Annotated in this window: 11 protein-coding genes; 1 reads left to right on the forward strand and 10 read right to left on the reverse strand. The window is 63.6% G+C overall.

What is annotated here, in order from left to right; all coding sequences use genetic code 11:
- Positions 1–4 precede the first annotated feature (4 nt).
- From B9A11_RS06870 to B9A11_RS06895, 6 genes are all read right to left on the reverse strand, one after another.
- Positions 5–793, reverse strand: coding sequence for a squalene/phytoene synthase family protein (locus B9A11_RS06870; RefSeq protein ID WP_058246640.1), 789 nt, complete (start codon positions 791–793; stop codon positions 5–7).
- Positions 790–2,409, reverse strand: coding sequence for a citramalate synthase (gene cimA, locus B9A11_RS06875; protein ID WP_058246639.1), 1,620 nt, complete (start codon positions 2,407–2,409; stop codon positions 790–792). The genes B9A11_RS06870 and cimA overlap by 4 nt, the downstream gene beginning before the upstream one ends.
- 91 nt (positions 2,410–2,500) lie before the next feature.
- Entirely contained in the window at positions 2,501–3,877 is a 1,377-nt protein-coding gene (gene cysS, locus B9A11_RS06880; protein WP_058246638.1) for a cysteine--tRNA ligase, read from the reverse strand.
- A gap of 264 nt (positions 3,878–4,141) precedes the next feature.
- Complete coding sequence (gene mltG, locus B9A11_RS06885; RefSeq protein WP_058246637.1) at positions 4,142–5,296, reverse strand: endolytic transglycosylase MltG; 1,155 nt, start codon at positions 5,294–5,296, stop codon at positions 4,142–4,144.
- A gap of 5 nt (positions 5,297–5,301) precedes the next feature.
- Positions 5,302–6,564, reverse strand: coding sequence for a beta-ketoacyl-ACP synthase II (gene fabF, locus B9A11_RS06890; RefSeq protein ID WP_058246636.1), 1,263 nt, complete (start codon positions 6,562–6,564; stop codon positions 5,302–5,304).
- A gap of 309 nt (positions 6,565–6,873) precedes the next feature.
- On the reverse strand, positions 6,874–7,674 hold the full coding sequence (locus B9A11_RS06895) for a hypothetical protein (RefSeq protein WP_058247109.1): 801 nt from the start codon (positions 7,672–7,674) through the stop codon (positions 6,874–6,876).
- Positions 7,675–7,880: 206 nt separating this feature from the next.
- Between B9A11_RS06895 and rsgA the strand changes: the two genes are divergently transcribed.
- Complete coding sequence (gene rsgA, locus B9A11_RS06900; RefSeq protein WP_058246635.1) at positions 7,881–8,951, forward strand: ribosome small subunit-dependent GTPase A; 1,071 nt, start codon at positions 7,881–7,883, stop codon at positions 8,949–8,951.
- A 118-nt stretch (positions 8,952–9,069) separates the two neighbouring features.
- Here rsgA and B9A11_RS06905 read toward each other — a convergent pair whose 3' ends face one another.
- The 4 genes from B9A11_RS06905 to argE form a co-directional block, all read right to left on the reverse strand.
- Positions 9,070–9,972, reverse strand: coding sequence for a HEPN domain-containing protein (locus B9A11_RS06905; RefSeq protein WP_058246634.1), 903 nt, complete (start codon positions 9,970–9,972; stop codon positions 9,070–9,072).
- A 185-nt stretch (positions 9,973–10,157) separates the two neighbouring features.
- On the reverse strand, positions 10,158–11,324 hold the full coding sequence (locus tag B9A11_RS06910; protein ID WP_058246633.1) for a M20 aminoacylase family protein: 1,167 nt from the start codon (positions 11,322–11,324) through the stop codon (positions 10,158–10,160).
- 175 nt (positions 11,325–11,499) lie between these two features.
- Entirely contained in the window at positions 11,500–12,843 is a 1,344-nt protein-coding gene (locus tag B9A11_RS06915) for an NAD(P)/FAD-dependent oxidoreductase (RefSeq protein ID WP_058246632.1), read from the reverse strand.
- A 3-nt stretch (positions 12,844–12,846) separates the two neighbouring features.
- Complete coding sequence (gene argE / locus B9A11_RS06920) at positions 12,847–14,010, reverse strand: acetylornithine deacetylase (protein ID WP_058246631.1); 1,164 nt, start codon at positions 14,008–14,010, stop codon at positions 12,847–12,849.
- Between the last annotated feature and the right edge of the window lie 31 nt (positions 14,011–14,041).

A 14,041-nucleotide genomic window follows, 5' to 3' on the forward strand; every position in this document is an offset into this window, starting at 1 on the left:
CAGTTCACCAGCGCCCTGTGAACGCCCCCCGCAGGCGTCCCCACCGCACCGCAGCCTCTGGCGGCGTCAGATCGCCGCTGGCCACGCGGGCCGGATCCTGAGCCACGCGCCGTAGCACCGGCCCCGCCGTCACAGCAGGCGCAAAGGCCGCCCGCGCCGCCTTTGGCACATGTTTCAAAGCGCGCCGCGCCTCGGCCAGATGCGCCAGCCCCTCGTCGGCCAAGGCCTTGACCGCCTCGGGACGTCCATCGGCCAAGGGCTGCTTGCCGCGCGCCTCGAGTTCGGGGACCGCGCGCAGATATCCGGCCAGCCCGACGGCCAAGCCATAGCTACGCGCCGCGCGCCCATCGGTATCGCCCAAGGCCGCCGCCGCAGCGACGGTCAACGCCCCCGAGGTGTCCCCCAGATAGGTCCAGAACGCCCCCACGTCGTCAAACGGCGCGCGCTCGATGTCCAGCCGCCGCGCCTCGACCACCTGTTGCAGCCGCTCCGCCACCGGCGCAGAAATTGCCAAGGCCAAGGGCGTCACCACCTCGTGCCGCCGGATAAAACCACCCCCAGCGATCTCTTCCAGCGCATCCGCCCACCACTGAAGGCGCATCTGCGCGATCATCGGCTCGGCGGTCATCCACGGCACACGCGCCACCTCGACGTTGAAGGCGTAGATCGGGAACAGCACCCGCCGCGCCGCCACATCCGCCGCCATGACGCTGGCAAAACGCTCGGCGTCGCCCTTTTCGACGATCTGCGCGCAGGCGTGCAAATCGCCTCCGGGCGCGAAATCCCCGCTCACGAGGCTGCGCCGTCGCGGATCAGCTTCCAGCGCACCGCGTCCAGCAGCGCCTCAAAGGACGCGTCAACTATGTTCGCGCTGACGCCCACGGTGGCCCACCGCCGCCCCTGCCCGTCTTCGCTGTCGATGATGACGCGGGTCACGGCCTCTGTGCCGCCTTGGGTGATGCGCACCTTGAAGTCCACCAGCCGCATGTCGTCGATCATCGACTGGTACGGCCCCAGATCCTTGGCCAAAGCCTTGGCCAGCGCGTTCACCGGGCCGCGGTCGTTGCCGCAGTCGTCCATCGACTCGGACACCGACAGCTTTTTCTCGCCGCCGACTTTGACCACCACCACCGCTTCGGACAGGCTGACCATGCGGTCGTACTTGTTCTTGCGGCGCTCGACGGTGACGCGGTAGCGCTTGACCTCGAAAAACTCCGGCAGCTGCCCCAGTTCCTCGCGCGCCAGAAGCTCGAACGAGGCCTGCGCGGTGTCGTAGGAATAGCCCTCGGCCTCGCGCGCCTTGACCCGGTCAAGAATGCGCGCCAAGGCGGGATCGCCCTTCTCGACGCTCAGCCCCGCATCGGCCAGACGGCGGCGAAGGTTCGACTGCCCCGCCTGGTTCGACATGGGCACCACGCGGCGGTTGCCCACCAGCCCCGGCTCGATGTGCTCATAAGTCGTCGGGTCCTTGAGGATGGCGCTGGCGTGCAACCCCGCCTTATGGGCAAAGGCCGAGGCGCCCACATAGGCCACCTGCTTGGCCGGCACCCGGTTGAGGATATCGTCCAGCATCCGGGCGACGCGCGTCAGCCCCTTCAAGGCCTCCGCCGTCACCCCGGTGTCAAAGCGGCTGGCGTAGGGCTCTTTCAGCAGCAAGGTCGGGATCAAGGCGGTGAGGTTGGCATTGCCGCAGCGCTCGCCCAGCCCGTTCAGCGTGCCTTGGATCTGCCGCGCCCCTGCGTCCACGGCGGCCAAAGACCCCGCCACCGCCATTTCGGTATCGTTGTGGGTGTGGATGCCCAAACGCGCGCCCGGAATGCCCGCCGCGATCACCTCACGGACAATCGCTCCGATCTCATGCGGCAAGGTCCCGCCATTGGTGTCGCACAGAACGATCCAGCGCGCCCCCGCCTCCAACGCCTCGCGCAAGCAGGCCAAGGCATACTCCGGGTTCGCCTTGTACCCGTCAAAGAAATGCTCGGCGTCAAACAGCGCCTCACGCCCCAAGGCCACCAGATGCGCCACCGAGGCGCGGATATTCTCGCGGTTCTCCTCCAGCGAAATGCCAAGCGCGGTGGTCACATGGAAATCATGCGTCTTGCCCACCAGACAGACCGCAGGCGTCCCGGCATTGGTCACCGCCGCCAAGACGTCGTCATTCTCCGCCGAGCGCCCGGCGCGCTTGGTCATCCCAAAAGCGGTCATCACCGCCCGCGTCTTGCCCACCTCATCGAAAAACGCGCTGTCGGTTGGGTTCGCACCCGGCCAGCCGCCCTCGATGTAATCAACCCCCAAAGCGTCCAGCGCCTCGACGATCCGATGCTTCTCTGCGGTGGAAAACTGCACGCCTTGAGTCTGCTGCCCATCGCGCAGCGTGGTGTCATACAGATACAACTTCTCTTTCATCACACCGCCCCCTGCTTCTTCTCTTTACAAATATCCCGGGGGTGTGGGGGCTGGCCCCCACTCCCGTTCTTGAGAATGCGCTCCCCACCAAATCTCACGCGATCCCCTCCAACTTGGCCGCATCAAAGCCCGCCCCCGGCACCAGCTCGACGCCCGCCTTGGACATGCGCACCTCGACGCCTGCGTCGATCAAAGCCGCCTTCAACCGGTCCACCTCCGAGAAATCCTTGCTCTCCATGGCTGCCGCTCGCACCTCGGCCAGGCGCGCCGCCAAACCCGACAAATCGACAGACACAACGTCCCAGCCGCCAAGTTCTTCGGTCAGCAGCCCCAGCAAGCCCGCGCCCGCCTTGAGCCCCGCCGCATCGCCTGCCGCCGCCAGCTTGTGCAGCTCGGCAATCGCCCCGGCGGTGTTCAAATCGTCGGCTAAAACGCGCAAAACCGCCTCGGGCACAGCGCCAGCCGCGACGCCGTCCACCATCCCGCGCCACTTGCGCAAGGTCGCCGTGGCCTCCCGCGCCTTCTCGGCGGTCCAGTCCATGGGCTTGCGGTAATGGGTCGACAGCATGACAAAGCGGATGACCTCGCCCGGCACCCCCGGCTGGCCATCATGCCCGTCCAGCAGATCGCGCACGGTGAAAAAGTTGCCGAGGCTCTTGGACATCTTCTTGCCCTCGACCTGCAACATCTCGTTGTGCAGCCAGACCTTGGCAAAACCACCCTCGGGATGGGCACAGCAGCTCTGCGCCACCTCGTTCTCATGGTGCGGAAACAGCAGATCGTTGCCGCCGCCGTGGATGTCGAATGTATCCCCAAGCAGCTCATAGCTCATGGCCGAGCATTCGATATGCCAGCCCGGACGACCCCGCCCCCAAGGGCTGTCCCACCCCGGCACATCGACCGAAGACGGCTTCCACAACACAAAATCCATCGGATCACGTTTGTAAGGCGCCACCTCGACCCGTGCCCCCGCGATCATGTCATCCACAGAGCGCCCCGACAAAGCGCCATAGCCCTTGTACGAGGACACCGAGAACAGCACGTGCCCATCAGCGGCATAGGCGTGGCCCTTGTCGATCAACCCTTCGATCATCTCGACCATCTGGGGAATGAACTGCGTGGCGCGCGGCATCTTGTTCGGCTCCATCACACCCACCGCGCCCATGTCGTCTAGATACCACTGGGTGGTCTCGGCGGTGATGTCCGCAATGGGCCGCCCCGACTCCGCCGAACGCGCGTTGATCTTGTCATCCACGTCGGTGAAGTTGCGAACATAGGTCACGTGATCGGCGCCATAGACCTCGCGCAACAGACGGAACAGCACGTCAAAGACAATCGCAGGCCGCGCGTTGCCAATATGGGCGCGGTCGTAAACCGTCGGCCCACAGACGTACATCCGCACGTTGTCAGCGTCGATCGGAGCGAAAACCTCTTTGGTTCTCGTGCGAGAGTTGGTGAAGCGCAGTTCCATAGGCCGTTCCTTCGCGAAAGCTCGCGGCGGGCTTAGCAACTAACGTCACGATTTGGAATAGAAGACCGACCCGCCGACTATGTCAGCAGATAATGCAGCAAATGATGAGGGTTGCAGCGGTGGTCATACCGCCCATGTATCACGAAAAACGCGCCCCGACAACGGGACGCGTCTGATCTGATGCGCTTCGCCTCCTCACGCGCGGACCAAAACTTTTTCAAAAGTTTTGCAAATTCCTTATCCAAGGAATTTCCCGCGCGCGCCTCAGTTGTCGCGGGCCGCCTCAAGCGCACGATAGGCCGCCACGTTGCGGTTGTGCTCGTCCAGCGTCACCGCAAAGTTATGCCCATCCGCCGGGTTCAGCGTCTTGGCGACAAAGTAGATGTAATCGGTATCCGACGGGTTCATCACCGCCTCGATTGCAGCCCGGCCCGGATTGGCGATCGGCGTCGGCGGCAAGCCATTGATCCGGTAGGTGTTCCACGGCGTTTCGCGGTCCAGTTCAGACCGGCGCAGCCCGCGTCCCAAGATGCCTTCGCCCTTGGTGATGCCGTAGATCACCGTCGGGTCCGTTTGCAGGCGGATGCCTTGGTTCAGGCGATTGACAAAGACCGAGGCCACATCAAACCGCTCTTGCGCGTTGCCGGTTTCCTTTTCCACGATGGACGCGAGGATCAGCGCCTCTTCCGGGCTGTCCAGCGGCAGACCATCGGCACGGTTCGCCCAGGCCTCCGCCAAAATCCGGTCCTGCGCGCTTTGCATCCGTTCAATCAACGAGGCCATGCTGTCGCCCGGCGCAATCTCGTAGCTGTCCGGCGCCAGAGAGCCTTCGTCCGGCACCGCAACTTCGCCGTCCAGTACGCCGATTTCGCCAAGCTCCTGCACCACTTGCCAGCTGGTCACCCCTTCGGCCAGCGCCACGCGGTAGCGGGTGTCCGCCGCCGCGCGCACCTTTGCGTAGATCGCGGGCTCTTCGTCACTGGGCGCAAACTCGGCCCGCTCGACGTAGCGGCCCGTCGCCGGGTCCAGCTCTCGGACCTGCACCGTCGCGCGGGTGATGCCAATGCGATAGACCACCTCGGTGCCGCAGGTGGACGCCCCGCCGCGGGTCACAATATCGGTGATCTCGGCCATGGACGCGCCCTCGGGCACCAAAAAGCTCCCCGCCTTCAGCGCCTGCGTCTTGTTGGTGTAATCCGCCCCCACGCGGAACATCGCGCCCGAGATGATCGCGCCTTGATCTTCCAAATCCCGCGAGACCGCGCGCATGGTGCTGCCGCGCGGCACCTGCACGCAAATCGGCTGCGTCAAAGGCCCTTCGGCGGAATACTCCTGCTGCGCCCAGATCAGCATCCCGCCCAGCAGGAACACCGCGACGACCAGAAAGGTCAGCGCGTTTGACGCGATGTTACGCCACATGGGGGTTACTCCACCTTCCCGAAGATCACGCTGGCGTTGGTGCCGCCAAAGCCAAAGCTGTTGGACAGCGCATAGTCGATCTTGCGCGCGCGCTTGGCGTTGGGGGCCAGGTCCAGCTTGCTCTCGACCGCCGGGTTATCCAGGTTGATTGTCGGCGGGGCCACCTGATCGCGGATCGCCAGAATGCTGAACACCGCCTCGATCGCGCCAGCCGCCCCCAGCAGGTGCCCGGTGGCCGATTTGGTCGAGGACATAGTCGCGCCAGAGGCCGCATCGCCCAGCAACCGCTCTACCGCGCCCAGCTCGATCGTGTCCGCCATGGTCGAGGTGCCATGCGCGTTGATGTAATCAATCGCCGACGGCTCCAGCCCCGCATCCTTCAGCGCCGCCCGCATCGAGCGCTCACCGCCCTCACCGCTCTCGGACGGTGCGGTGATGTGATAAGCATCGCCCGTCAGACCATAGCCGCACACCTCTGCGTAAATCTTGGCCCCGCGCGCCTTGGCGTGCTCGTACTCTTCCAGCACCACAACACCCGCGCCCTCACCCATGACAAAACCGTCACGGTCCGCATCATAAGGGCGCGAGGCCGCCTTGGGGTCATCCGCGCGCTTGGTCGACAGCGCCTTACAGGCGTTGAAACCGGCGATGCCAATCTCGCCAATGGCCGCCTCTGCGCCGCCTGCGATCATCACATCCGCGTCGCCATACTTGATCAACCGCGCCGCGTCGCCAATGGCGTGCGCGCCGGTCGAACAGGCCGTCACAACCGCGTGGTTCGGCCCCTTAAAGCCATAGCGAATGGACACGTTCCCCGAAATCAGGTTGATCAGCGCGCCGGGAATAAAGAACGGCGACACACGGCGCGGCCCCTTTTCCTTGATCATGATCGCAGTGTCCGCGATGGCGTTCAGCCCGCCAATGCCAGAGCCGATCATCACGCCGGTGCGCAGACGATCCTCTTCGCCCTCGGGCTTCCAGCCCGCATCGCTGACCGCCTGCTCGGCCGCCGCAATGCCAAAGCGAATGAACTCATCCACTTTGCGCTGCTCTTTCTTGTCCATGTACAGATCGGGATTAAACGTCCCGTCGGTGCCGTCCCCATAGGGAACCTCACAGGCGTAAGTCGTCGCCAGATGGCTGGCATCGAACTTTGTAATGGTGCCCGCACCGGACTGACCATCCAACAAACGGTCCCAGGTTTCTTCCACACCACAAGCCAGCGGAGTGACCAACCCAAGCCCTGTGACAACAACGCGACGTGCCATGGCGGCGCCCTTTCCTCAATCTATCTTGGCGACGCTCTTACCCCGCCATCGCCCACGGGGGCAAGAGCACAGCGCCCATACGGCGAACCCCCGCCCACCTTTTCTCTCAGACAAGACGCCCAAACGCGCCCGCCGCATCTTCTTCTCTTTAAAAATATCCTCGGGGGAGCTCGAGGGGGCAGAAGGCCCCCTCGTTTAAAACGGGGGAGCTCGAGCGGGCAGAAGGCCCCCTCGTTTAAAACGGGGGTGCGCGAGGGGGCAGACAGCCCCCTCGTTACCGCGCCCTCAACCCGCGATCCGGCAAACGGTTCACGCCCAACCGTCCCCCAAGTCCGCCCGCGCGCGGTCGATCCAATGCTCCTGCAACCAATCGCAAGGCTTGGAATAGCGGATCACAGACCCCTTCCACCCGGCCAAAGCATCCGTCATCTTGGGCCGCCCGTGGAAACACACCACCCGAGCATCGGCGGGCAAACGCGGCGCGTGCAGGTAGTTGCCGGGGAACGGGTTGCAGTCATACTTGAACGACACCACCCACTCATCCGGGATGTAGCTAAAGCACCCGTTGTCCATCGCCTTGTGCGAGGTATAGCGCTGTTCCGACCCGCGCGCCTTTTCAACCTCTGCATAAGGATTGGCCGCCAAGTCATTGTACAAAAACGTATGTTTCGCCGGATCAAACCGAAAGACCGACCCATGCCCGGTGGGCCGCCCCTTGCGCTTTTCGGTCCAGTCGTGGCGCATGGCGATGTCGCCCGGCGCCATATCGTGGATCTCATCCAAAGATCCGGTGATCACCACGTCCAGATCGAACCCCAAAACCGGCCCCTGCAAATCCGGCACCAAGCCGGGCTTGAACAGCGACACCTTGCGCATCGCGCCTTGCCGGTTTGCCACGGCCAAAGCCTGCGCCATCGGCTCGGCAAAGGGCTCCACCGGCAGGTCCAGAACCTCGATATCGGGGTGAAAGCCTTCCGCGTGTTCGGTCATACACATGAACCGCACCGGGCGTTTCATATTGCGCCGCACGCCGGAATACAGCCGGTTGACGTATTCGGGGCCGAACAGCGTGCCCCACTTGATGCACATGATATTGACGGTCTCAGTCATCGCAAAACCCCGGCGCGCTTGGTGTGGCGCTGCCATAACAATGACCGCGCCATTTTGCCAGCACCCTTGCACCAGACCGCCCCCGGCGCTACCTCGGGTGCATGAAATCAACCGCCGGAGACCGCATGACCCATGCCGCCGTCCTCCGGGCCGCGGCCTGAGCGTGCCGTTGCCCGCACCCGCCCGCCTTCAGTCGGCCATTTGCCATGACTGAGCAGACCCTCGCTGACCTCGGCTGGGGCGCCTTCTTTGCCCAGCAACTGACCGATGAGGACGCAAACCTGCGCCCCGCCCGCGTCACCGAAGTGCAACGCGACCGCATTCGCGCCATGGACACGGGCGGCACACATACGCTGATCCCGGCGCAGCACGCTGGGACATACGCGGTGGGCGATTGGGTGCTGACCGACGGCACCCACGCGCAGCGCCGCCTTGACGCGCGCTCGGCCCTCACCCGCAAGGCCGCCGGCCACGTGGCCTACACCCAGCGCATCGCCGCCAATGTGGACACGCTCGGCATCGTCACCAGCTGCAACCACGATTTCAGCGTCGCGCGGGTGGAACGTTACCTGACGCTGGCCGCGCAGGCTGGCTGCCGTCCGCTCTTGATCCTCACCAAACCGGACAAGGTCGAGGATCATGAGACCGCCGAAGATTACCTCACCCAGGCGCATGCCATCGACCCCGACCTGACCGCGATCATGATCAACGCCAAGGACGCCGAACAGGTGGCGCGGCTGCACCCTTGGTGCGGGAACGGGCAGACGCTGGCTTTGCTCGGCTCCTCCGGGGTGGGCAAAACCACCCTGCGCAACGCCCTGACCGGAGAGAACGCCCCGACCCAGAAAATCCGTCAGGACGATTCAAAGGGCCGCCACACCACGACTTACCGCAGCCTCGTGCAGACCAACCTGGGCGGTTGGCTGATCGACACGCCGGGGATGCGCGAGCTGCAATTGGCGGACGCGCAGGAGGGCATCGAAGAGGTCTTTGACGATCTGGTCGAGTTGGAAACCCAGTGCAAGTTCCGCAACTGCGGCCACGGCGCCGAGCCGGGCTGCGCGATCCAGGCGGCGATTGCTTCGGGCGATCTGGATGCCGCCCGTCTTGAGCGCTGGCGCAAGCTGATCGAAGAGGACGCGCGCAACTCCGAAAGCGTCGCCCGCCAGCGCGAGCGTCAAAAGGCGTTTGGCAAGATGGTCAAAGGCGCAAAAAAGGCGAAAAAGCAGGCCAAGAAACAAGCCCGCCGCCCTATTCAGCATGGGCCGGAGGATTGAGGGGTTGGCCGGCCTAAACTGAAATTAGGTCCACTGTCCGTTTTTTGAGCCCGATCCTACCGATGCAGCAAGTATTGTGAAGGTCAGCTCCCTTCGATCCCAGAAACACAAGCATAGATTAACTCGAAGTATTGACATTCCTCACGGAGCCGAGCGCTCTAACGAGTAGGAGGCTGGATTTGTGCGCAGAATAGGACTGCTCGCGCGTGGATGCCTCTTCACCGTATCGAACCGCAGCTGAGCACTGGATATCATTTAGGAGGCGGTCCAAATCCAATCCCATGATGGAACTTGCCAACTTTTTGTGGAGCTTTTTCAGGTCATGAGTATGAGGAATGGGCGATACATCACCGATCACCTCAATCAAGCCCTTCATGAACTTCTCAGCAAGTTGGAGTGATGCCCATCTTGCCTGCCCATGGTTCGGCTTCTGGCTAGTCATGTGCATCACAGCAGTCATCCAATCGCTCTGTGCTTCTGCGAAGAAGTGGCTCGATTTCGAAAATCGGTCGAATGCGGCTCGAACGTCCATGCCTACCATGAACATACCATAGACCTCGGCGAGATCATTGTCGCTGAAGTGATTTAGTCGCGCGGCGGTTATTCCCGACAACTGCTTACAGGCGTTCAATCTAGGGGCGCCAACAACTGCGTCATGGTCATCATACAACTCTCGTTCAACTACCGGCGTGAAACGCCCATAGATGATTGGCAGCTTGAGTTCCCATAGATCACCATCAGCTTGCACCGCGACCTTTGCGTTTGCAGATGGATCGAGCTTGATACCGTCTCCATAGACTTGCCCATACCAATCCCGAATTTTTGCTGCGTACTTCCAACTGCTAATCAGATGATCAGGGACCCCAGGCTGAGGCTCCGTGAACGGCATCGACATATTGAAACGTTGTCCGAACTTGATAATCGCATTCATTGGACGACCCAACGGAGGCACGCCTGCCGCTTTTAATTCATTGTCGATTTCAAGGATGACTGGGGTGATGTCATTTGGAATGCGTGACATGATAGCCCTTCAGGTATTGCCCGGTAAATCTGGTATCCCGCGTCGGTTGGTCGACGCTCATTTCTGAGAAGTATCTATGTCTTCCGGAACTGAAAAGCAGTCATTCGAGAAGACACAGCGAAAGTCGGCTTCGTCCGCATCCCACCCCGCCAGTCCCGGCGGGGGCGCTTATTTTCCCTAACCCGTTACGCCGCAGGCATCCGGCGTTCCACGATCTCGGCCCACCACGAACAGCCCGCGGGGATCGCTTCGTCGTTGAAGTTGTATTCGGGGTTGTGCACGTCCGCCGTGTCCCCGTTCCCCACAAGGATATACGCGCCGGGGCGCTCTTCGAGCATATAGGCAAAGTCTTCGCCGCCCATGGTGATCGGCGCGTCACGCTCGCAGGCTCCGGACACGGCCTCGGCCACGTCGGCGGCAAAGGCGGTCTGCGCCTCGGAGTTCACCATCGACGGGTAGCCGGGAATCCAGCGCACCTCGGCGGTGCCGCCAAAGGCCGATGCCGTCGCGGGGGCGATGGCCTTGATGCGCTCTTCGCCAAGGGCGCGGTTTTCCTTGGACATGGTGCGCATGGTGCCGCGCAGGGTCACCCGCGCCGGGATCACGTTGAACGCCTTGGACGAGCTTTCGATCGAGGTCACCGACACCACGATCTGGTCGGCCGGGTCCGAGTTGCGCGAGGCAATGGTCTGCATCGCCTGCACCACCTGGGCGGCGATGATCACCGGGTCGATGGTCTGGTGGGGCTTGGCCCCGTGGCCGCCCTTGCCGTGGATGGTGATCTCGAACTGGTCGGTGGCGGCAAAGAAGGCACCGGGGCGGATGGCAAAGCTGCCCACAGGCTGGCCGGGCCAGTTGTGCATCCCGTAGACCTCTTGGATGTTCCAGCGGTCCATCATGCCGTCTTCGCACATCTCACGGCCACCGCCGCCGCCCTCTTCGGCGGGCTGAAAGATCACCACAACCGTGCCGTCGAAATTGCGCGTCTCGGACAGGTACTTGGCCGCGCCCAGCAGCATGGCGGTGTGGCCGTCGTGGCCGCAGGCGTGCATGGCACCCGGCGTCTTGGAGGCGTATTCCAGCCCCGTCTGTTCGTGGATCGGCAGGGCGTCCATATCGGCGCGCAGGCCGATCACCTTGCCGCTCGAGTCGGTCTTGCCCTTGATGACGCCGACAACGCCGGTGCGGCCAATGCCGGTGACGATCTCGTCGCAGCCGAACTCGGCCAGTTTGTCGGCCACCACCTGCGCGGTGCGGTGCGTTTCAAAGAGGATTTCGGGGTTTTCATGCAAGTCACGTCGCCAAGCGGTGATCTCTGGTTGCAACTCGGCAAAGCGGTTCTTGACGGGCATTTTCGGCTCCTGTTGCGCGGGTGTTAGCGCTTTTGAAGGTGAGTTTGGCGGGGGCATACGCCCACCGCGATGGGGCTAAGCCTAGACAGATACATGACAAGTGCAAGCATTCTTGCGCAGGTTTTTGACCCTTTGGTCAGGGCTTGCTTCGGGATGCCTGCGTTTGCGGCAGCCCTTAGATATTCGGTCCGGGGACCAGCCGCGACCCATCGGAAAAGCGGCTCAGGCGAAAGCGGGTCAGGTCGATACCGGGGTCTTTGCCCGAGGCCAGATCGGCCATGATCCGGCCAAAGCCCGGCCCCGCGCCGAACCCATGCCCGCACATCCCGGTGCAGACCATCAACCCCGGCAAGGCGCTGACGTGATCCACCACCGGCACCACATCGGGCAGCACGTCGATCATTCCCGCCCAGAGCGCCTGTACCGGGATCTCGCCCACCTGGGGATAGAGCTGGGCAAAGCGGCGTGTCAGATCGGCGGCCTTCTTGCGGTTTGGCTCGGGGGTCAGGATGCGCATCGCCTCGAACGGGCTGGGCGCGTCCTCGGCCCAGCGGCGCGGCGTGGTAAAGGCATCCGGGTAGCCACGCGGCGCGGCGGCGCGCAGGCGCACGTCGAACTCTCCCGAGACGGCAAGGCGCGCATAGACCGGCAGGTGGCGGATCGCGTCCGGCCCGATGAACAGCTCGGAAAAGGCAGAGGGCGCAAGGGTATAGCCCCCGTCCTCGCGCGGGCGAAAGGCGATGCGGTCATCGACGCCTGCGCTGGCCACGACCTGCGGCAAAGGCCCGGTGGCCAAAGCGGTCGAGCGCACCGACAGCTGCGGGATCGACACCCCGTGCCGCCGCAAGAACAGCGAAGACCACGCGCCCCCGGCCAGCATCACCCGCTCGGCCCTGATGCGCCCGGCCTCGGTGATGACCCCGGTGACCTTGCCCCCTTGGATGTCCAGCGCCCGCACGGCACAGCCTTCGCGGATCAACGCCCCGCTGTCGCGCGCCAGCCGCGCCAGTTCGGGAACGGCGACCCAAGGCTCGGCCTTCATGTCGCTGGGCGTGTGCAACGCCCCGACCCAGTCGGAATTCGGCGTGCCCGTGATCTGGGCCGTCTCGGCGCGCGACAGCATCTGCGCCCCCGCCCCCAGCGGATTGGCCTCGTCGCGCCACGCCTCAAAGGCGGCCAAGTCCTTGGCGGTCTTGGCCAGATAGGAAATCCCCACGGTACGCAGGCCCAAACGGCCTTGGCATTCGGCGTCCAGCCCCTGCCACAGCCGCTGCGACTCTCGCGCCACGGGGATCTCGGCCATGTCGCGCCCCTGCACCCGGATCCAGCCCCAGTTGCGGCTCGATTGCTCGGCGGCGACGCGGCCCTTTTCGAGGATCAAGACCTTCAGCCCCGCCCGCGCCGCATAAAGCGCCGTGCATATGCCAATGACCCCGCCGCCGATGACGATCAGATCAACCGCATCGGGCAAAGGCGCGCCATGTTCGGGCGTGGCGGGCAATGAAAACGGAAACGTCATGGCCTAACCCAACCGGTCCAAAAGCCGCTCCATAAAGCGCTGCCCCTCGGCCAGTTGCGCCAGAGACAGATACTCATCCGGCTGATGCGCCACGGTGATCGACCCCGGCCCGCAGACCGCCGCCTTGTAGCCCGCCGCCTGAAAGTGGCTCGCCTCGGTGCCATAGCTGACCATGTTGTCGCCATTGTCCCCGGTGATCTGCCGGACGAGGCTTTCGGCAGTGTTCTCCGCCTCGGGCGCAAAGGGCGGCAAAGCGAATTCCTCGGTGATTTCGATCCACGCCTCGGGGCGGATCGCCTGCATCTGGGCGGTCAACTCATCGACCTTCTGCTGCAGCAACGCACGCCATTGATCAAGGCTCTCCCCCGGCACCACGCGAAAGCCAAAGCCGAACTCACAGTCCTTGGCGGCGATGTTATGCGCGGTCCCGCCGCGGATCTGCCCAACATGGGCGTTGGTGTAGGGCGGGTCAAACAGCGCCGCCATGCCACTCGGCTCAGCCGCCATCAGAGAGGCGTTCAACTGGTTCGCCCAGTCGATCAACTTGGCCCCCCACATGATCGCCGACACCCCGGTGTGCAGCAGCGAGGAATGCACCTCAAAGCCATGCACATGCACCCACCAGGTGATGCCGCCCTTGTGGCCCGTCACTGCCTTCATCATGGTCGGCTCGCCAATGATGGCATCCGAAGCCCGCGGCAAATGCCCCATGGCCTCGATCAACGGCGGCGCCCCGGCACAGCCAATCTCTTCGTCATAGGACAACGCCAACTGCAAAGGCCGCCGCACCCCGCGATACCGCGCCTCAACCAAAGCCCAAATGGCCAGCGCGTCGAACCCCTTCATGTCGCAAGTGCCGCGCCCATGCAGCCGCCCGTCCCGCTCGGTCACCACAAAGGGATCGCTGGACCAATCCTGCCCCTCAACCGGCACCACGTCCGTGTGCCCAGACAACAGCACGCCCTCGGCAACCTCTGGCCCCACATGGGCAAACAACGCCGCCTTCACCTCGGGCTCCTCGGGCTTCAAAAACCGCTCAGCACCAATCCCATGAGACGCCAAATACCCCTCAACCCAGTCAATCAAAGGCAAGTTCGTCTCCCGACTGACCGTCGGAAACCCCACCAAAATCTCCAGAATCTCTCTGGGACCGAGCCGCTCAACCATGCCCACCGCCTGCCTTCCTCTCTTTTCAAAT

This window comes from Tropicibacter naphthalenivorans (assembly GCF_900176475.1).
GTDB classification, from domain to species: domain Bacteria; phylum Pseudomonadota; class Alphaproteobacteria; order Rhodobacterales; family Rhodobacteraceae; genus Tropicibacter; species Tropicibacter naphthalenivorans.